Here is an 18,217-nt window from a genome sequence, read left to right on the forward strand (position 1 = left end):
CTCGATGGCGCGCAGCGAGGCCCCACGCCGCGGTCGAGCACGCTCCCAGCCCGGGGACACACCCTCGCGTCGGGGCCCGCCCATCCCCACGGCCGCCGCTCGGGCGACTCGGGCTACTCGGGTCGCGCCCCGGGGAAGAGCCCAAAGAAGCGATTCATCGCCTCGCCCGAGCCACACAAGAACAGCGCGTCCTCGACCTGAAAGCTCAGCGTGGGCCCGATGTCCGTGAGCACTCGACCGTCGCGCTCGATCGCAACCACCGAGCAGCCGGTGCGCTCGGCGATGCGCGCGTTGGCCAGGCTCAGCCCTGACAGGCCCTTGGCCGAGGCCTCGAATACGCGCATGCGCGGCTCGATGGCGATGAAGTGCTCACCAAAGAGCTTGTGGCCGAGGAGCTGCGCGGTGACCTGGGAGATCGACAGGGCGAAGTCGGCCCCGGCCCGGTGCACGCGCTGGATGTTCTCGGCTCGATCCACGGCGGCGATCAGCGGGAGGTCCGGCGCCATGTCACGGATGATCGTGCTCGCGAACAAGGTGGTGCTGTCCGCCGAGACCGTGAGGATCACGGCCCGGGCGCTGCGGATGTCGGCCTGCTCGAGCACCTGCGGGTCGAGGGCGTCGCCGCAGACGTCGAGGCGCTCGTGGGGGTCGCGGGCGAGCACCTTGACGGTCTCGCCCACGCTCTCGAGCATCTCGGTCAGCTTCTGGCCGATCTCGCCGTAGCCGATGACCAGCAGCGGGCCGCTGCGATCGAGGGGCGTGGCGAGCTCGCCGAGCTTGGCCAGGGACTGCTCGCGGCCGATCGCGACGACGATCGCCCCGGGCTCGATCACCGTCTGCGGGCTGGGCTGGCCGCGAAATTCACCGCCCACCCACTGGCCGACGATCGTCGCGCCGGTCTCGCTGCGCAGGTGGAGGTCGGCCAGGGTCTTGCCGGCGACCTCCGAGTCGGCGCCGATCCGCAGCTCGGCGAGCTCGATGTCGGCGCCGAGCATCTGGATGCCCGAGACCCGCGGGGCGATGCGGTCGCTGGCCTTGGCGGCGAGGCCGGCGGCCAGGGAGTGCATCGGGCTGTAGACCGCGTCGGCGCCCGAGAGCAGGATCGGTCGGCGGTGCTTGGGGGTGTCGACGAGGGCGTAGATCGAGCCCTCGAAGCCGCGCTGGCGGGCCATGGCGATGACCGCCGCGTTGTCGTGATCCTCGCCGTTGGCGATGATCGCCCGGGCGCGCTCGATCCCCCCGAGGTCGAGCTGGCCCTCCTCGAGGCTCACGTAGGCGACCTCGTGGCCGCGGTCGCGCAGCCAGCGGGCCCGGCTCTCGTTCTCCTCGAGGATCACCGCGGGGATCTTCTGGCGCGCCATGTCGCGGACCAGCGACGAGACCGCGGGGCCCCAGCGGTAGATCAGCACGAAGTCCTCGAGGTCGGGCAGGGTCTGGGTCAGGCGCGCCTCGAAGCGGCTCTCGAACCAGGGGATCAGCACCACCGGGACGACCGAGAGCGTGACCATCAGCCCAAAGAATTGCAGGCAGATGACCAGGACCACCATCAGCGGGTGGTTCCAGTGCGAGTCGTTGCCGTAGCCCGTGGTCGTCAGCGTCTCCGCCGCCCACTCGAGGCTGGTCCAAAAGTCGCGCTCTTGGCCCTCGAGGTGGCGCATGCCCAGCATGTACGCGGTCGCCGCGAGGATCAGCGTGACGATCAGGAAGCCGAGCAGCAAGAACAGGCGGTTGAAGGGGCGACGCATCGGGGCGACCTCGCTTTTACCCCCCTCGCGCCCCGACTGCTATGGTCTGGGCCATGGACCCGCTCGCGCCGGAGGTAGGCCTGTGATCGTGATGAAGTTCGGGGGCAGCTCCGTGGCCAACCGCGAGCAGATCGAGAAGGTCCTGGCGATCGTCCGCGCGCGCCGGGAGCGGGCGCCCCTGGTGGTCAGCTCGGCGCACAAGGGCATCACCGACGCCCTCGTCGCCGCGGCGCGCACGGCCGCCCACGGCCAGCTCGACCACGAGGACTGTCGCGCGCCCATCGAGCGCCAGCGGGCGATCCTCGCCGCGCTCGAGTGCCCCCCGGACCTGCTCGATCCCCTCTTCGCCGAGCTCGGCGACCTGCTGCGCGGGATCTCGCTGGTCCGCGAGCTCAGCCCGCGCAGCCTCGACTACGTGTCGAGTTTCGGCGAGCGCATGTCCGTGCGAGCGATCGCCGACTTCTTCACGCGCCACGGGCTGCCCGCGCGCGCCCACGACGTCTGGGACCTGGGCTTCGTCACCGACGCCAATTTCGGCCGCGCCCGGCCGATCCCTGGCTGGGAGGCGAGCTGCCGCCAGGCCGTGGCCGCCCTGCCCGAGGGCGAGCTACCGGTGATCACCGGCTTCGTGGGCAAGACCACCGAGGGCGAGATCAGCACCGTGGGTCGCAACGGCAGCGACCTGACCGCGGCCCTGCTCGGCGCGGCCCTCGGGGCCGAGGAGGTCCAGATCTGGACCGACACCGACGGGGTGATGAGCGCCGACCCCAGCGTGGTCGCAGGCGCCCGCAACATCCCCAACATGCGCTTCGACGAGGCCGCCGAGCTGGCCTACTTCGGCAGCCGGGTGCTCCACCCGTCCACGCTGCTCCCGGCCATGCGCGGCGAGATCCCCGTGCGCGTGCTCAACACCAACCGCCCCGAGCACCGCGGCACGGTGATCGAGACCGCCGCCGTCGAGAACCCCAACCCGGTCACGAGCATCGCCTACCGCGAGCGCCAGTCCGTGCTGATCCTGCGGACCACCCGGATGTTCGGCCAGGCCGGCTTCCTGGCCCGGCTGTTCGAGATCCTCGGGCGCCACGAGGTCGACGTCGACGTGATCACGACCTCGGAGGTCAGCGTGTCACTGACCTCCGGTGACCGCCTGGGCCTCGAGGCCGCCGAGCCCGAGCTGCGCGCCCTCGCCGAGCGCGGGACCTGCGAGCTGCGCCACGCCAAGACCGTGCTCGTGATCGTCGGTCAGCACCTGCCCCAGCGCCCGGGCATCGCCGCCAAGATCCTCGGCAGCATCGCCGGCGCCGGGGTCAACGTCGAGATGGTCAGCTACGCCATGGACAGCATCAACTTGACGCTGGTCATCGACGACCGCGACATCGACCCCGTGGTCCCGGTGCTCCACGGCGTGCTCTTCGAGGGCTGACGTCGACAGGGCTGCGGAGATGCTGCCTGATCTGCTCATGAACGCAGGCTCCAGGCGCTCGTGACAGGTCAATCGGGAGTTCGAGATCTCTGCACGCTATCATAACACTCGTGAGTAAAGTCCCCTCGTGCACCAAGGGGGATTTGCTAGCGTATCGGGGACATGAAGCGACTTCTGCTCGTCTTGACCGTGTGTATGCTCGCTGCCCCGGTATCTGCGGAAGCCGGACAGTTGCGCGACTTGTGCACCTCGGTCCCTGGCGCCTGCACCTACACGGGGCCAGATGCGCCGTGGCTCGACGTGGACGTCTGCTGGAGCCCCACCGGAGAGCTGACTCTCAAAGCGGAGGCGTCCTGTGCTTCGGGGTCATGGGCTTATCATGTGGACTATGGTGAGGTCGTGGATCCCTTGACGAGCGCAGTCGCGGGATATGTGCCTCTCGACTGGGCTTGTAGTCGTCCTGGGATTTGCGTCGAGGGACCTGTGCCTGAAGGCGCGAGGTCTCAAGGGATTTGCTGTGAGTGGGGGGTATGCGTCGATATATTTAGCGTCATATGTAACGGATATGCGTCCGTAGCTCTAATCTGCGACAATGGCGTCACGAACGAAGATGGAACAGTAACATGTTTCGAGGGAGAACCGTTCTCGGACTGACAGACGATCATTTTAATTCTGTCGATAACGCACTTGAATCCGCTGCCCTCGCTGATAACTGGTATAACTCGTGCGAACGAGTACCTTCTGCAAGGTTGTCTGAGTCAAAATAAGACTGGCGAGCGATCAAGTGGGCCGCAGCCGACTGCTCCCACTCCCCCGCATCATAGAGCGCGAGCCCAACCTGATCCGCGGCCTTTGCGACAACGCGCAGTTCGCTGATACGCTCGGCACGACCCTTGGCCTCGTTCAGGGTCGACAGCGCTCGCTCTCCTCGGCCGTCCCTGGCCATCTCCAGGGAGAGCGCGGTCAGTCGATCCACCGTCACGCCCTTCTTGGCGAGGGACGCGATCTCGTCAAAGGACGCATGCCCTCTTTCAATGCGCTCGCAACTGAAAGACAGCCCAATCACGAGCAGGACCAGCGACCCCAGCACATGGAGGAGCACTTGCCTGGGGGGCTTGGCCTCCACGAGCAAGGACTCGAGCGCGCCAGCGAGCGCCCCCATGCTCTCGTGACGCTCCTCCGGGATTGAGGCCAGACCCTCGACGAGCAGAGCGCCTCGTAGAGCATCACGCAAACGAGAACGGGTCTGAGCGCGCGTCTCGTGGACGACCCGCGAGGCTCTCGGGCGCCATGTACGTTCAGGTTCCACACTGACCTTCATGAGCAAGCCCTACCTGCACCATGGCGAGCACTACCTCGCTTGGACTGGTAGACCGCGCCGACTTCGAAAGGCTGGCCCTCGATCGTAGCGAGTCTGATCGTCGATTTGATATGCTGCCATAGCATTCGTGAGCAAAGTCCCCTCATGCGCCGATGGGGATTTGCTAGCGTGTAGGGGACATGAAGCGACTTCTGCTCGTCTTGACCGTGTGTATGCTCGCTGCCCCGGTATCTGCGGAAGCCGGACAGTTGCGCGACTTGTGCACCTCGGTCCCTGGCGCCTGCACCTACACGGGGCCAGATGCGCCGTGGCTCGACGTGGACGTCTGCTGGAGCCCCACCGGAGAGCTGACTCTCAAAGCGGAGGCGTCCTGTGCTTCGGGGTCATGGGCTTATCATGTGGACTATGGTGAGGTCGTGGATCCCTTGACGAGCGCAGTCGCGGGATATGTGCCTCTCGACTGGGCTTGTAGTCGTCCTGGGATTTGCGTCGAGGGACCTGTGCCTGAAGGCGCCAGGTCTCAAGGGATTTGCTGTGAGTGGGGAGTATGCGTCGATCTCTTCAGCGTCATGTGTAACGGATATGCGTCGGTGGCCCTCATTTGCGACAATGGAGTCACGAACGAAGATGGGACAGTGACATGTTTCGAAGGCCAGCCCCTACCGGACTGAGCTACACTCAAAATTGGGACTTGGCTGCTTTCTCCGACATCAGGTAGAGTTCGAGTGAACGAGCTTCTTCAGCCAAGTTGTTTGACTCCAGATGGCATTCACGAGCGATCAGGTGGGAGATGGCCGACTGCTCCCACTCCCCCGCATCATAGAGCGCGAGCCCAACCTGATCCGCGGCCTTTGCGACGACGCGCAGCTCGCTGATACGCTCGGCACGACCCTTGGCCTCGTTCAGGGTCGACAGCGCTCGCTCTCCTCGGCCGTCCCTGGCCATCTCCAGGGAGAGCGCGGTCAGTCGATCCACCGTCACGCCCTTCTTGGCGAGGGACGCGATCTCGTCAAAGGACGCATGCCCTCTTTCAATGCGCTCGCAACTGAAAGACAGCCCAATCACGAGCAGGACCAGCGACCCCAGCACATGGATGAGCACTTGCCGGGGGGGCTTGGGCTCCACGAGGAAGGACTCGAGCGCGTCGGCGAGCGCCGCCATGCTCTCGTGACGCTCCTCTGGGTCGAAAGCGAGGCCCTCGACGAGCAGCGCCCGAACCTGCTTTGGCAGATCTGCATAGAGCGTGCTGCCAGGCTGGAGTTCCCCCACGCAGTGCGCCACGTATTGGGCGGGGGCGGTCTTCGCATGGAAGGGCCGCTGAGCGTAGAGCGCCTCGTAGAGCATCACGCAAAACGAGAACTGGTCTGAGCGCGCGTCTCGTGGACGACCCGCGAGGCTCTCGGGCGCCATATACGTCCAGGTTCCACACTGGCCTTTGGTCGCGGCCGAGGCCGCCAGCCCGAAGTCGACCACTCGAACGCGGCCATCGAAGCCGACCAGCACGTTCTCGGGCTTGAGGTCGTTGTGCACGACTCCCGCGTCGTGGGCCGCGCTCAGGCCCCTGGCGACCTCGATGAACACCGCCAGGATCCTCCGCCAGCTCGGGCTCTCCTCGCGCAGCCACCGGTGGGCGTTGAGGCCCTGGACGAAGTCCATCACGAGGTAGGGCCGGCCCTCGTGCTCGCCCATGTCGTAGACGGCGATCACGTTGGGGTGTCCGAGCTTGGCCAGGATCCGAGCCTCGCGCCTCAGATCACCGTGGTCCTCGGGGAGCTCGTCCTCGAGCATCTTGACCGCCACGAAGCGATCGAGCTCGGGGTCATAGCCGAGGAATACGGCTCCCATGCCGCCGTGGCCCACACATCGGATCAGCTCGTAGCGGCCCAGCTGGACGCGCGAAAAGCGGTCTGGATGCAATAGCCACTGACCATTTTTGATCAGGACGCGTTGACGAAATTCTCTGAGCGGACCATCGCTATAGATGCCGCTGGAGGCCGAGCTTGGCTTGCTCAGGCAGAGGTTGAAGAACTCTTCGTCATCGTCGTCGTCGTCGTCGTCTTCGAGAACATCGAGATCGTCGAAGTCTTCGCTGTCCAAAAGATCACCGAATCGGCGAGAGAGCTTTCGGGGGCGACGCATCGCGCCGCGAGTGTACCCCAGCGCTATGCCTGCCTGGGCGCGGATGATAGTCTCGGCGACATGGACCAAGACTGGGACTCGACGCTCATCGAAGGGCTGCGAGCACGAGCCACGGGAGGATCGGCTGAGGCAGAGGAGCTCCTCGTGGCTATCCACGGTCTGCTCCTGCGGTACTGTGGCGGCGATGAAGAGTCCGCGCAGACCGCGCTCGTCAAGGTCCTCACGCTGCTGCCCACCTTCGAGCCCAAGCACAGCGGGTCTCTCGAGCGATGGGTCAAGAATATCGCGCGCAACATTCGAAAGAAGCAGCGCCGAGAGCAGCAAAAGAGGCAATATGAGTCAGTGGAGTTGCAGGGTTGGGGCACCAGCCCCAGCGAGGCCCTGCTGCGGCGAGAGCGAGTCAGCCGGCTGGAGAGCGCCATCGCGAACTTGGATCCATCCCTTGCCAGGGCCTTGCGGCATCGCTTCGAGGGCCGCAGCGCAAAAGAGCTCGCCGAGATCGAGGGTATCGCCCTCAAAACCGCATACTGGCGGATGGAGACAGCGACTCGCCTGGTTCGGGAGAGGATCTGTGCCGGTTGCAAGACGCCTCCATGTGGCATGAGTTAACTCAACGTTTTGTCGTCAGAAAATCAGGGGAGTTTTGCCTTTAAGTATAGGTGGAGAGGTTTCCCTACAAACGCAACGCCACCTACGAAGACTTCAAACGCGCGCCCGCCGGATGGACGGCAGAGCTCATCGATGGCAACCTCTACCTGAGCCACCTCGAGCCGCATGAGTATGATGCGACGATCTCGGATCTTCTCTCTGCTCCAGCAGAGAAAGTCGCAGAGCTGCTATATGGGGATCTCTATCTGAGCGAACGGCCTGGCTCTGAGCATCTGCTCAGGGGAGCCAAGCTATTCGCCAGCATCGGTTCCCTGTACCAACGCCGCGAAGACCCGTGGATGTTCATGAGCGAGCCCTACCTGCACCATGGCGAGCACTACCTCGTGCCTGACCTGTGCGCGTGGCCGCGCTCCTCGCTGCGCCTCGAACCCAGCGCGCATGGTCTCGCCATTCCGCAGACGCCTCACTGGGTTTGTGAGCTTCCCTATCAGCGACCTCATCCAGGAGTGGATGTGCTCGACCGTCAGTTCAAGCTGCCGATCTATGCGCGAATGAAAATACCTCACATATGGATACTCGATGCTGACTGGCGTGAGCTTGATATCTACAGTACAGCTCACGGACGTCTCGAGCACGTCAAGACGTACAAGACCGATGGTCCTGTTCGGGCCGAGCCCTTCACCGATGCAGTTCTCGATCTTGGGGATCTGTGGGGCAGTTATGAGTGACTCGATATCACGCGGCGAGGACTTTGGCCGTCATGTCCGGAGCTTGCGCAAAGCTCGTGGGCTCACCCAGGAGGCGCTCGCCCACCGCTCGGAGTTGTCCGCTGACACGATCCGTCGTCTCGAACGCGGCTCGTTCTCGCCTAGCCTCGATACCCTGATCAAGCTGTGCAAGGGCTTCGATCTCGAGATCTCGACTCTTTTCTTGTCTTTCGAGCTTGGAGAGGCCCAGCCGAGCAGCGAGCTCCATGACCTGCTCTCGGGCCAAGCTCCCGAAGTCCATGGTTTGGTCCTCTCGATCATCCGGCACGTGCTCGCGCACTTGGAGGCGATGAAAGCAGAGCTCCGCGCAGGTCCTTCTCGGCGAAATGGGAAGGATGTCGCGTGCTGAGGCTGGCTCGGGCGGGTGCCGCACTCGTCGCCCTGCTCGGCGCGGCCGTGGCGTGTGCCGAGCCTGTCGGGGGCTCCATGGACGCCGAGGTCCCCAGCGCCAGGGAGCTCGCAGCGATCGCACGAGAGCCGCTCGGCGACCCGCCGCCGCCGCCACCTCCGGGGGTTCACGTCGAGCGCTGGGTGCTCGCAGGTCCGCTTCCCGATACGATCGTGGACAGGCCGGCCGCTGGCGACGAGCTCACGCGAGCGCTCGCCGACCCGAGCGGCCAGGCGACGAGCGCGTCTTTGGCCTGCGCCGCGCGGGAGCTCGGGCGCTTCCTGCTCGAGCACGGGGGACCGCCAACGGGGCCGCTGATGGATTTCATGGTCGTCCGCTGCGGCGTCGCGTCGCCGGACTTCAGGTGGGCGGCGCGAGGCTGGCCCGCGGGCTCGACTCCCGCGCGAGACGAGGTCATCGCGGCCATGCGCAGCGACGGCCCCGAGTTCGTGGGAGCTTGGGCTGGGTCTCGGGATGGGATGCAGCTCGCCGTGGCCTTCCACGGCAGCAAGCGCCTCGGTCTCGAGCTCGATCCCGTTTCGATGCGTGTCGCCCATGGCCGAGTCGTGCTGCGTGGCCGGGCCGAACACCAGGTGATCTCCGGCGCAGTCACGCGAGCCGAGCTCGGGGCGGCGAGCTGTCGCGTGCTCGCCACCGACGGCGAGCGCTTCGAGCTGGTCTGCGAGACCAACCCGCGAGACGCGGGGGCGATCGTGGAGCTCTCGGTGGTGCCGCCGGGCGGGCAGCTCGGCGAGGCTCTGGCGCGGGTCTGGGTCTCGCCCGATGGCTCGCTGCCTCGCGTGTTCGAGGCGCGGTCCTTTGGTGATCGGACGCCGCTTCGGCCAGACGAAGATCTGCGCGCGGTCGTGGTGGATGCGATCAATGCAGTGCGCGCGCGTGCTGGTGTGGGGCCTCTGGTTCTCGCGGTCGCCCTGAACGAGCGCTTCGACGCCTTGCTCCCTCACTATGTCGCCGCGAGGGCGCGAGGAGACTTCGAGCGTGCCGAGCGGATCACCCTGGGCCTGCTCGCCAGCTGGGAGCCCACGGGCGAGATAGCGAACACGACCTTCAACCGGCTTGGGTTCGAGCTTGGTCAGGGTCGGGCCGGTATCCTCGAGCTCCTGTTTCTCTCGCCTTCGTCGCGGCTGGTGCTGCTCGACCCTGCGGTGGAACAGGTGGCGATCAGCGTCGACGGCCACGGCCGCGGTTACTCGAGTACGTGGACGCCGAGCCTGCAGACGAGTGAGTGAATTGCTTAGTTGTCCTATGGGTCGCCTACATCCCCGAATGAGGTGGAGGGCGAAGGGTGTCACTGAGCACTGCGCAAACATAGGGCATGTCAACCTCGCAGCGCAGCGTGGCCGGGTTGCACCATGCATACCCCCCATAGAGTGGCGGATTACAGTTGAGGTAGTCCGCCGGATCACAGGGATCCCCGAAGTCCAGTTGCGGTTTGCAAATTCCTTCTCCGTCCTCTTGAAGCCCTTCGCAGAACCCAAAGTTGCAGTCGAAGATGTGCTCGCAGGGCTCGCCATGCTCTGCTTGCTTCTGACAGACGCCATCGTCACAATAAAGGAATTCGCTAAAGCAACTGTTCGTCAGCGCCTCAGAACAAAGGTCCCCCTCAGACATGGAAGAAGGGAAGGGCGGATCATTATCACATACGCCTGTGACGAAGTAGCAGTCGACCCCCTCCACGCAAGTGTCGGTGGGGTTCATATCGCCAAAGAGACGGTTGGGGGCGCATGTTTCTCCTTCCACAGAAGAGCCGTAGAAGGCCGCGCACTGGGGGAAGAGGGCCCTGGCCTCTTCCGGGTCGACGCAGCTCTCATACGCACCACTTGCCAGGAAGGCATCAAAACAGCCTTGCTCGAAGTCACGCAATTCCCCAGAGATTGCATTGAATCTTTCGATGACCACAGCCTCGCAAGCTTCAGCGGAGGCGAAGTAGCTGCAACCGCAGTCTCGAGCGGAAGCACACAGCGCTGTAGCGTAGCGTTGCGCCGTTCCATCGGGGATCGGCTCCGAGATCGGGCGCTCGGAGCAGGCGAGACCGAGCAGGGGGAGTAGTATCCAGCGCAGACGAGGGCTCATCGCACGACCTCGTAGCGTAAGTTGAGTGTAGCGCCATTACGTTCAACTTGAAGAACGTGCTCTGACTCATAAAGCTCGCTAAAAACGGCCAGTCCCCCCATCGCATCATCATAGTCGATGATCTCTTGTCCATCGAAGTTGATGATGCGGTCACCGCTTCGAAGGCCAAGAGTGTAGGCGAGGTCACCTTCGCTCACGTCGACGACCTCGAAGCCTCCCTCGTCGTCGAGGGGGAGGAATCGTGTGGTATCGCAAGCAGCCAGAGGAGATGGGTTATCAAAGAGTAGAAGCAGCGCCTGACCTTCTATTTTGGTCACTTCGTCGTCATTTGACAAAACGACGGACTTCCAGTCCCAGTCAGAGCAGTCGACCTTTGCAGAGGTTGAACAAGGAAGGTCCTGAGTCTCATACTCGTTTGGGTCATGCACACCGCCATCTTGAACCCGACACTTCTTACGCATTTCAAATTCTCTCTCCGGAAGGCTCAGGTTTTCGAGACTGTATATTGAGTCTGCGCAAAACGCCGAGACAACCTTCCAGTCATCTGGCCCTGGATTGTCTTTGGTTCTCCGCAAGCATTGTTTGGGGTGATCGCAGTCCATATTGCAAACTTGGTCGATGAGCTCACCGGCCTCGTCATTTCCACTACCATTTTTTTCTCCACATGATGACAGTGCAAGTAAGGCCGAGAAACTTGCCAGCAGCAAAGGAACTTCTCTCTGGAAGACGCTCATGAGACAATATTCACATCGCGCATGCTCGCAGTCAAGCTCTCAGCCTGTCAGGGAGGCCATGAGCCACTCGAGTTGCGTGATGCGACACAGCCCGTGGTGAAAATCGACGCGGTTCCGAGCGCGTCGACTTTCATTGCCGCGCTGGGTTCCACCACGGGCTCCTAGACCTCGAGGGTGTCGACCCTGCGGCAGGCCGCGTCGAGCAGCTCGCGGAGCACCGCGAGGTCCTCGAGCGGCCGACGCCCGCGGTCCCCTGCCCGCAGCCGCGCGAACAAGGACGCGCTCGGATCCGACTCGAGGCCCAGCCAGCGCGAGAAGGCCTCGAGCAGCTCGCGCTCGCGCGGGGGCACGTCGACCTTGGCCAGGTGCATGGCATGGCGCGCAGCGACCAGCAGGTGCTCGAAGGCGACGACCAGCACCGGGTCGAGGTCGCGGGCGTGGTCGGCCATGCCCTGGAGCACGCGGTTGCGGACCCGACGGTTGACGCCGCGAACGCTGCGCTCGATCTCGTGGCGGAGGTCGCTGGCCGCGGGCTCGAGCGCCGCCAGCGGGTCGTCGCCGTGCAGGACGATGTGGTGGCGCTTCCACTCGGCGATCTCGAGGGCGTAGACGTCGAGGCCGTCGCGGAGCTCCTCGGTGGTCACGGTGCGAAAGCGCAGGCCCTTGCGCGCGAAGGGGTGCATGGCCTCGGCCAGCGCCGTCATCGGCGCGATCTCGAGGCCGCTGACGACCAGGAGCAGCTCCGGGTTCAAGGCGCGATCCGAACGATCGGCGTGCACCGCCGGCCCGATCAGCAGCGCGGCCTCGAGAGCATCATCGAGGGCCACGCCTGCAAAGGAGACCGCCTCTTGCAGCTCCTTGCGGGTCTTCTCGGGGAGGTGGGCCAGTTCGTCGAGCATGGCCCATTGTCGCGGACCGCGCGACGCTTTGCCAGGGGGAGGCGCGCGCTTTACTTGCTGGCGTCGTCCACGCGCGCGACCTCGAGCTGGAGCTTGATCCGCGTGGTGAATTCCTGCTTCTTGCCCCCGCCAGCGTCGGCGGACAGCGAGACCTTGGTGTCCATGTTGGACTTGCCGGACTCCGGAAACATGTTCCCCAGGGCGTAGACGATCTCGCCTTTGCCCTTGGAGTCGAACTCGACGAGGTCGACCTCGACACCAGGGGGCATGCCCGGCGCCTCGAAGTCCTTGCTCGCCGGCTCCTGCTCGATGCTGCTCTCGAGCTTGATCGTGTCGCCGTCGATCTCGACGAGCTCGTACTCGGAGACCTGCTTGATCTGCATGCCGTTGTTGTCGAGCTCGACGGTCTCGCGCCATTTCGCCCCAGTGCCCACGGCCTGCTCGGGGAAGTGGATCATCACCTGCTCGAGGGTGTTGCCGAGGTTTTGCAGGCTCTGGGCGACCTGCGGATCCGCGCCCGCGGGGATCTTGAGGTCGCCCTCGAGCACGCCGCCGCGGTCGTCGTAGGTCATGAGCTGCTCGAAGCCCTGGATCTGGGTCATGGCCGTCTTCATGGCCTCGGCCATGGCCGCGTTCGCCCCGGCCGCGGTGGTGTCGACGTCGAAGCTCTCGAAGATCACCCGCGTGGTGATCTTGCCGTCGGCCACCGCGGTGGTCTCGGCCTTGTTGACCATCTTCATCGGCGGGGTCTTTTGGGTCTGGGGCGGCATCATCGCCCCGAAGTCGAGGCTGATCTCCATGGTCATGGTCATCTCCATGCGCTCGACCTGACCGACCTTGGGTGCGAAGCGAAGCAGCTTCTTGTCGCCGCTGCCCGCCTCGAGCAATTCGAAGTCCTTCTCGGCGGACTCGGCCAGCTTGGCCGTGCTCGCCTCGGCGCCCGCGGGCGCCTCTTCCCCGTCCTCACCCCCATCGACGGCCGCGGCGGCCGGCTCGGCTGGCGCCTGCGCGTTGGCGTCCTCGACCTGGTCGTCTTGCGCCGGCGCAGGCTCCTCCTGGGCCTCGCCCTCGGCCTTCTCGCCCTCGACCTTCTCGGCCTTCTCGGCCTCGGCGCTCTTGTCTGCGCCCTCGCTCGTGGTCGAAGGCGCGTCTTTGCACGCCGCCACGGACAGGGCGAGCGAGAGAGCGAGAGAGAGGGGGGCAATCCGGCGACGGAGCATGGCCGGGAGGCTACCCCGCCAACGAGCCGGCCCGAAGAGCGGCCAAGAGGAAGCTCGGGTGCAGCTCGACCCGCGCGAAGTGCGAAACGCGCCCTCGGCGTGGAGTTACGGAGACAACCTGTGACGCGCGAGAGGACGCGGCGCCACCCCCTATTCAGTGAAAATCACTTTCATCTGAGACAACCCGGGGCTGCTCCCCGCTATTGTTGCGCGAAGTCGAGCCAAGGTGATACGCGAGAACTCATGAAGAGCCTTCAGAAGCTGTTTGGCGCCGCTTTGGTGCTGCCTTGCTTGGCCATGGTCCTGACCGCTTGCTCCGACGACGGCGGCGACGAGGGTGATGACATGAGCGCCGACGAGACCGCCGGCGACGACACCACCGACGACACCGACGACACCGACGACACCGACGACACCGACGACACCGTCGGCGACACCACCACCGACGGCGCGCTCTCCCACGCCGCCGACATCCAGCCGCTGTGGGACGCCAACTGCGTCGATAACTGTCACCAGCCCGGCGGCTCCGCCTCCTTCCTCGACCTGACCGACGGCTACACGACCATGGTCGGCGTGGCCTCCACCCAGATGGTGGCCCTCTCGCTCGTCGAGCCCGGCGACTCCACCAGCAGCTACCTGATCAACAAGCTCCGCGGCACCCAGGCCGAGGCCGGCGGCTCGGGCAGCCAGATGCCTGTGGGCACCGATCCCCTGGACGCCACGGACATCGCCACCGTCGCCATGTGGATCGACGCCGGCGCCAACCCCTGAGGCTCCTCCCCCCAATCGATACGAACGGACCGGCGATCCCCTGGACGCCGGTCCATTTCGTATGACCCATCATTGAAAGCTCGCATCATGAAAAAGTACCCGTGGATTTACTCTTGTGTCTTCGCAGCCTCGACCCTCGCGCAGACTGGCTGCGTCTCCAAGATCGTCGATGACGACGATGACGTCGGCGACACCGGCGAGACCGAAGAAGAAGAAGAAGAAGACACCAGCGAGACGACCGACTCCGAGGGCGAGTCCTCCGAGGGCGAGTCCTCCGAGGGTGAGTCCTCCGAGGGTGAGTCCTCCGAGGGTGAGTCCTCCGAGGGTGAGTCCTCCGAGACCGACACCGTCCTCTCCCACGACGCCGACATCCAGCCGCTGTGGGACGCCAACTGCGTCTCAAACTGTCACCAGCCCGGCGGCTCTGCCTCCTTCCTCGACCTCGGCGACGGCTACTCGGCCATGGTCGGGGTGTCCTCCACCCAGGCCAGCCTGATGCTCGTCGACGCCGGCTCCTCGGCGGACAGCTACGTGGTCGCCAAGCTCCGCGGCACCCAGGCCGAGGCCGGCGGCGCGGGCAGCCAGATGCCCGTGGGCACCGACGCCCTCCCCGAGGACGACATCTCGCTGATCGAGCTGTGGATCGACCAGGGCGCGGCGCCCTGAGCCCGCCCCAGCGCTCGCGCGGACCAATCTCCCCATTGGGGGCGGCCGGCTCCCTTCGCGCCGGCCTCCCCTGCCCTCACTTGGCTTGAATCGCTAACTACCTAAATGAAAGACCGAGACATGAACATCCAGCTTTGGACCTACGCACCCCTGACCCTGATCATGGCCCTCACCCTGACCGGCTGCCCCAGCGACGACGGCGGCGGTGACGATATGGAAGAGACCGAGGAGACCGTCGGCGAGACCGAGGAGTCCACGGACACGGACACCGACATCGACACCACGGAGACCGAGTCCACGGACACCGACACCGACGTCGACACCACGGAGACCGAGTCCACGGACACCAGCGAGGAGACCGACACCACCGAGGAGACCGACACCACCGAGGAGACCGAGACCACCGGCGGCGCGCTGTCCTTCGAGGCCGACGTCTACCCGATCATCATGGCCAGCTGCAGCTGCCACCTGGGCGGCTCCCCCGGCCAGCTCGCGATGCCCGACGCGGCTGCGGCCTACGACAACCTCGTCGGCGTCACCTCATCGCAAGAGGGCGACCTCGCCCGCGTCGAGGCCGGGGACCCCGACGCCAGCTACTTCTACCTCAAGGTCACCGGCAGCCAAGGCAACGGGACCGACGACATGCCGCCCTCCGGCGGCCTGATCTCGACCGCCGATCAGATGATGATCGCCGACTGGATCACCGAGGGCGCCAACCCCTGAGCCCCCGCCCGCGACGGAGCGCTCCCAACTGAGCGCTCGCGCGCGACGAGCCCCCTTCGGTCTTCCGCAGGGGGCTCGTCTGCGTGGTCGACCCGCTCAGGGCTGGGCCCGACCAAGGCGCGGCGGCCGGGCGACGACCAGGCGCGGGCGGCTGATCGCGGTCCGTCGACGCAGGCCCTCGATGCGCGCGAGCAGGTAGGGCGAGAAGTGGCTGCCGTAGCGCTCCCACAGCTCGGGCAGGCGCCAGTCCTCGCCGCTGACCCGGCCGCGGCAGCGCGCAGCTCCGCAGGCGCAGGCGAATTCGTCGTAGGCCGAGCCGTCGGTCATCGCGTAGTCGTAGACGACCTCTTCGCCCGGCTCGATGCTGCGCAGGGCGACCAGCGAGAGCTGCCCGCGCAGGCCGGCGTTGGGCTCACAGCCGTGGTTGAACCAATCGGCGGGGCTCTCGACCGTCGAGACCAGGTAGAGGTCCTCGTCGATCTGTAGCGACAGCCTGCGCCTGTCCGGGCCGTGAGCGGCGAGCTCGGCGCTGGTCATGACCGCGCCGCCAAAGGCCGCGAGCCGCTCTCCGACCTCGATCCTGCGCAGCGCAAATACACCGTGCCCGCCCTTTTCGGCGCAGCGACGGCCAACGAGTGAGGGGGCGATCCAACAAGAGGGCGGGTCGTCCATGTGTACGCGGGAGCTCCAGAGGACTTCGAGCCGCGGCCGTCGAGAAGGGTGCAACAAATCGACCCGAGCGCAGGCTCACGATCCCTGGCAGGTCCCTGGCGCACCATTCTCGCCGCGCGCGGCTCCAAGTCGGCGCGTCATGATCCATCCAGACACCGAGCTGTTTTGGGCCGGCCCCGAGGTGGGCTTTGGTGTCCGCGCGACCCGGGCGATCCCCCGCGGGACCTTGACCTGGGTGCGCTGCGCCCTGGACATCGTCCTCGACGACGCCTCGGCCCGGGCCATGGGCCCGTCCTACGCGGCCTTGCTGGATCGCTACGCCTACCTCGAGGCCGATGGCAGCCGGGTGCTGTGCTGGGACCACGGGCGCTACGTCAACCACCACTGCGACGCGAACTGCCGGGGGCTGGGGCCGGGGGCACAGATCGCCGTGGCCGACATCGCCGCGGGCGAGGAGCTCACCTGTGACTACGGCGAGTGCAACCTGCCCTGGGACCTCGCCTGCGCCTGCGGCTCGCCGCGCTGCCGCGGCACCGTGAGCCCCCGGGATCTCCAGACCCACGCCCCGCGCTGGGACGAGCAGCTGCGCGAGGCCCTCGCCGAGGCCCCCGGCCTGCTCCAGCCGCTGCTCGTCTATATCCAAAACGACGACCTCGTCGAGGTCCTGGCCGGGACCCGGCGCCCGCCGGGCATCCGCTCCCTGGCCTACCCCGGCCCGAGGCGCCCCCTGGTCGAGCATCGCTGAGCTACACTCGCCAGTGTCGCGCCCGACCCTGCCCGCGAAGCTGGCGATCCTGTCAGTCTTCTATGTGGTCCAGGGCCTGCCCTTCGGCTTTCAGGCCAAGGCCCTGCCGATCTACCTGGCGGCCTCGGGCGTCTCGCTGACCGACATCGGCTTCACCGGGGCGCTCTCGGCCCCGTGGCTGCTCAAGCCCCTGTGGGCGCCGCTGGTCGATCGCTACTGGAGCGCGCGCCTGGGTCGACGCCGCGGGTGGATCATCCCCCTCCAGGCGGCCCTGGCCAGCACCTGCCTGGCCGCCGCCTTCGTGCCGCGCGAGGCCCTGGGCCTGCTCTTGGCGCTGATCGCCCTGACCAATTTGTTCGCGGCGACCATGGACATCGCCGTCGACGGTCTGGCCGTGGATCTGCTCGAGGTCGAGGAACTCGGCTACGGCAACATCGCCCAGGTCGTCGGCTACAAGCTCGGCATGCTGATCGGCGGCGGCCTGCTCGTCTGGGCCAGCCAGTGGATCGGCTGGAGCGGGCTGTTCATGGCGATCGCCGGGTTGATCGCCGTGGCCCTGGCCGTCACCTTGGCCTGGCGCGAGCCGCCGACGCCCGCGCCCTCCCAGACCGCCCAAACCGCCCAGGGCGAGCCGCCCCCCCACGAGGATCTCCGCACGCTGCTGCGCACCCTCGGCCGCGCCCTGGCCAGCCCCGGCGGCCTCGCCCTGCTCGCCGTCGTCGCCACCTACAAGACCGGCGAGACCATGTCGGACGCGATGTTCGAGCCGTTCTTGATCCGCTACGCCGGCTGGTCCGAGGCCCGCGTCGGGCTGATCACCGGGACCTGGGGCATGCTCTTGTCGCTGACCGGCTCCTTCGTGGGCGGCTGGGCGGCGAGCCGCCTCGGGGTCTACCGCGCGCTGGTCGGCTTCGCCCTCGCCCGCACGGCGGCAATCGCCGCGGTCGTATGGCTCAGCAGCCTCGAGCCCGCGGGGATCGGCGACCTCGAGGTGATCCTCGCCAAGGGCAGCGAAGAGCTGGCCGGCGGCGCCCTGACCACGGCGATGTTCGCGTTCATGATGGCCCGGGTCGACCGGCGCATCGGCGCCACGCACTACACGCTCCTGGCCGGCGTCGAGGTGCTCGGGAAGCTGCCCATGGGGCTGCTCTCGGGGGTGGTCGCGGATCGCTTCGGCTTTGGCGGGGCGTTCTTGGGCGGGCTGGGGATCTCGGCGCTGTGCCTGCCCCTGCTGCTGCTCGTGCGCGGCTCGCCGAGCGCTCCGCCGCCGCCGGCACCACCGGGCGACTCTTAGGCGCGGC

Annotated in this window: 18 protein-coding genes; 10 read left to right on the forward strand and 8 right to left on the reverse strand. The window is 66.2% G+C overall.

Features of this window, described 5'->3' with window-relative positions; all coding sequences use genetic code 11:
• Positions 1–113: 113 nt before the first annotated feature.
• Complete coding sequence (locus G6O69_RS01320) at positions 114–1,745, reverse strand: NAD-binding protein (protein WP_172301707.1); 1,632 nt, start codon at positions 1,743–1,745, stop codon at positions 114–116.
• Between the two features lie 91 nt (positions 1,746–1,836).
• Between G6O69_RS01320 and G6O69_RS01325 the strand changes: the two genes are divergently transcribed.
• Positions 1,837–3,168 carry an aspartate kinase gene (locus tag G6O69_RS01325; protein ID WP_217909993.1) on the forward strand — a complete coding sequence of 444 codons (1,332 nt, stop codon included), beginning with the start codon at positions 1,837–1,839 and terminating at the stop codon, positions 3,166–3,168.
• A 661-nt stretch (positions 3,169–3,829) separates the two neighbouring features.
• Here G6O69_RS01325 and G6O69_RS01330 read toward each other — a convergent pair.
• Both G6O69_RS01330 and G6O69_RS01335 read right to left on the reverse strand, forming a co-directional pair.
• Complete coding sequence (locus tag G6O69_RS01330; protein ID WP_176396555.1) at positions 3,830–4,489, reverse strand: hypothetical protein; 660 nt, start codon at positions 4,487–4,489, stop codon at positions 3,830–3,832.
• Between the two features lie 678 nt (positions 4,490–5,167).
• Positions 5,168–6,628 carry a serine/threonine-protein kinase gene (locus tag G6O69_RS01335; protein ID WP_176396556.1) on the reverse strand — a complete coding sequence of 487 codons (1,461 nt, stop codon included), beginning with the start codon at positions 6,626–6,628 and terminating at the stop codon, positions 5,168–5,170.
• A gap of 60 nt (positions 6,629–6,688) precedes the next feature.
• Between G6O69_RS01335 and G6O69_RS01340 the strand changes: the two genes are divergently transcribed.
• The 4 genes from G6O69_RS01340 to G6O69_RS01355 are packed head-to-tail and all read left to right on the forward strand — an operon-like array spanning position 6,689 to position 9,642.
• A complete protein-coding gene (locus G6O69_RS01340) occupies positions 6,689–7,237 on the forward strand; it encodes a sigma-70 family RNA polymerase sigma factor (RefSeq protein WP_176396557.1) in 549 nt (182 codons plus the stop codon).
• 50 nt (positions 7,238–7,287) lie between these two features.
• Entirely contained in the window at positions 7,288–7,965 is a 678-nt protein-coding gene (locus tag G6O69_RS01345) for a Uma2 family endonuclease (RefSeq protein ID WP_172301712.1), read from the forward strand.
• Positions 7,958–8,353: a helix-turn-helix transcriptional regulator gene (locus G6O69_RS01350; protein ID WP_172308113.1), complete on the forward strand. Its 396-nt coding sequence runs from the start codon at positions 7,958–7,960 to the stop codon at positions 8,351–8,353. Before G6O69_RS01345 ends, G6O69_RS01350 begins: the two co-directional genes overlap by 8 nt.
• Positions 8,347–9,642: a hypothetical protein gene (locus G6O69_RS01355; protein ID WP_176396558.1), complete on the forward strand. Its 1,296-nt coding sequence runs from the start codon at positions 8,347–8,349 to the stop codon at positions 9,640–9,642. The genes G6O69_RS01350 and G6O69_RS01355 overlap by 7 nt, the downstream gene beginning before the upstream one ends.
• A gap of 25 nt (positions 9,643–9,667) precedes the next feature.
• Here G6O69_RS01355 and G6O69_RS01360 read toward each other — a convergent pair whose 3' ends face one another.
• The 4 genes from G6O69_RS01360 to G6O69_RS01375 form a co-directional block, all read right to left on the reverse strand.
• On the reverse strand, positions 9,668–10,486 hold the full coding sequence (locus G6O69_RS01360) for a hypothetical protein (protein WP_172301714.1): 819 nt from the start codon (positions 10,484–10,486) through the stop codon (positions 9,668–9,670).
• Positions 10,483–11,220: a PDZ domain-containing protein gene (locus G6O69_RS01365; protein WP_172301715.1), complete on the reverse strand. Its 738-nt coding sequence runs from the start codon at positions 11,218–11,220 to the stop codon at positions 10,483–10,485. Before G6O69_RS01365 ends, G6O69_RS01360 begins: the two co-directional genes overlap by 4 nt.
• Before the next feature lie 161 nt (positions 11,221–11,381).
• Complete coding sequence (locus tag G6O69_RS01370; RefSeq protein ID WP_172301716.1) at positions 11,382–12,119, reverse strand: hypothetical protein; 738 nt, start codon at positions 12,117–12,119, stop codon at positions 11,382–11,384.
• Positions 12,120–12,169: 50 nt separating this feature from the next.
• Positions 12,170–13,339: a DUF6263 family protein gene (locus G6O69_RS01375; protein ID WP_172301717.1), complete on the reverse strand. Its 1,170-nt coding sequence runs from the start codon at positions 13,337–13,339 to the stop codon at positions 12,170–12,172.
• Between the two features lie 243 nt (positions 13,340–13,582).
• Here G6O69_RS01375 and G6O69_RS01380 point away from each other — a divergent pair, with 243 nt between their 5' ends.
• From G6O69_RS01380 to G6O69_RS01390, 3 genes are all read left to right on the forward strand, one after another.
• Entirely contained in the window at positions 13,583–14,110 is a 528-nt protein-coding gene (locus G6O69_RS01380; RefSeq protein WP_172301718.1) for a hypothetical protein, read from the forward strand.
• 87 nt (positions 14,111–14,197) lie between these two features.
• Positions 14,198–14,776 (forward strand): hypothetical protein, encoded by a 579-nt coding sequence (locus G6O69_RS01385; RefSeq protein WP_172301719.1) that lies wholly within the window; start codon positions 14,198–14,200, stop codon positions 14,774–14,776.
• Positions 14,777–14,881: 105 nt separating this feature from the next.
• Positions 14,882–15,499 carry a hypothetical protein gene (locus tag G6O69_RS01390; RefSeq protein WP_255215672.1) on the forward strand — a complete coding sequence of 206 codons (618 nt, stop codon included), beginning with the start codon at positions 14,882–14,884 and terminating at the stop codon, positions 15,497–15,499.
• Between the two features lie 96 nt (positions 15,500–15,595).
• Here G6O69_RS01390 and G6O69_RS01395 read toward each other — a convergent pair whose 3' ends face one another.
• Positions 15,596–16,171: an SET domain-containing protein gene (locus tag G6O69_RS01395; protein WP_172301721.1), complete on the reverse strand. Its 576-nt coding sequence runs from the start codon at positions 16,169–16,171 to the stop codon at positions 15,596–15,598.
• Positions 16,172–16,310: 139 nt separating this feature from the next.
• Here G6O69_RS01395 and G6O69_RS01400 point away from each other — a divergent pair, with 139 nt between their 5' ends.
• A complete protein-coding gene (locus G6O69_RS01400; RefSeq protein WP_172301722.1) occupies positions 16,311–16,916 on the forward strand; it encodes an SET domain-containing protein-lysine N-methyltransferase in 606 nt (201 codons plus the stop codon).
• Positions 16,917–16,929: 13 nt separating this feature from the next.
• Entirely contained in the window at positions 16,930–18,210 is a 1,281-nt protein-coding gene (locus G6O69_RS01405) for an MFS transporter (RefSeq protein WP_346016991.1), read from the forward strand.
• The last annotated feature ends 7 nt before the right edge of the window (positions 18,211–18,217 follow it).

This window comes from Pseudenhygromyxa sp. WMMC2535, assembly GCF_011083025.2.

Excerpts from the sequence above, each read along its gene's own strand:
- G6O69_RS01320 (WP_172301707.1), bottom strand. The coding sequence starts at position 1,745 with ATGCGTCGCCCCTTCAACCGCCTGTTCTTGCTGCTCGGCTTCCTGATC.
- G6O69_RS01325 (WP_217909993.1), top strand. The coding sequence starts at position 1,837 with ATGAAGTTCGGGGGCAGCTCCGTGGCCAACCGCGAGCAGATCGAGAAG.
- G6O69_RS01330 (WP_176396555.1), bottom strand. The coding sequence starts at position 4,489 with ATGAAGGTCAGTGTGGAACCTGAACGTACATGGCGCCCGAGAGCCTCG.
- G6O69_RS01335 (WP_176396556.1), bottom strand. The coding sequence starts at position 6,628 with ATGCGTCGCCCCCGAAAGCTCTCTCGCCGATTCGGTGATCTTTTGGAC.
- G6O69_RS01340 (WP_176396557.1), top strand. The coding sequence starts at position 6,689 with ATGGACCAAGACTGGGACTCGACGCTCATCGAAGGGCTGCGAGCACGA.
- G6O69_RS01350 (WP_172308113.1), top strand. The coding sequence starts at position 7,958 with ATGAGTGACTCGATATCACGCGGCGAGGACTTTGGCCGTCATGTCCGG.
- G6O69_RS01360 (WP_172301714.1), bottom strand. The coding sequence starts at position 10,486 with ATGAGCCCTCGTCTGCGCTGGATACTACTCCCCCTGCTCGGTCTCGCC.
- G6O69_RS01365 (WP_172301715.1), bottom strand. The coding sequence starts at position 11,220 with ATGAGCGTCTTCCAGAGAGAAGTTCCTTTGCTGCTGGCAAGTTTCTCG.
- G6O69_RS01370 (WP_172301716.1), bottom strand. The coding sequence starts at position 12,119 with ATGCTCGACGAACTGGCCCACCTCCCCGAGAAGACCCGCAAGGAGCTG.
- G6O69_RS01375 (WP_172301717.1), bottom strand. The coding sequence starts at position 13,339 with ATGCTCCGTCGCCGGATTGCCCCCCTCTCTCTCGCTCTCTCGCTCGCC.
- G6O69_RS01380 (WP_172301718.1), top strand. The coding sequence starts at position 13,583 with ATGAAGAGCCTTCAGAAGCTGTTTGGCGCCGCTTTGGTGCTGCCTTGC.
- G6O69_RS01385 (WP_172301719.1), top strand. The coding sequence starts at position 14,198 with ATGAAAAAGTACCCGTGGATTTACTCTTGTGTCTTCGCAGCCTCGACC.
- G6O69_RS01390 (WP_255215672.1), top strand. The coding sequence starts at position 14,882 with ATGAAAGACCGAGACATGAACATCCAGCTTTGGACCTACGCACCCCTG.
- G6O69_RS01395 (WP_172301721.1), bottom strand. The coding sequence starts at position 16,171 with ATGGACGACCCGCCCTCTTGTTGGATCGCCCCCTCACTCGTTGGCCGT.
- G6O69_RS01400 (WP_172301722.1), top strand. The coding sequence starts at position 16,311 with ATGATCCATCCAGACACCGAGCTGTTTTGGGCCGGCCCCGAGGTGGGC.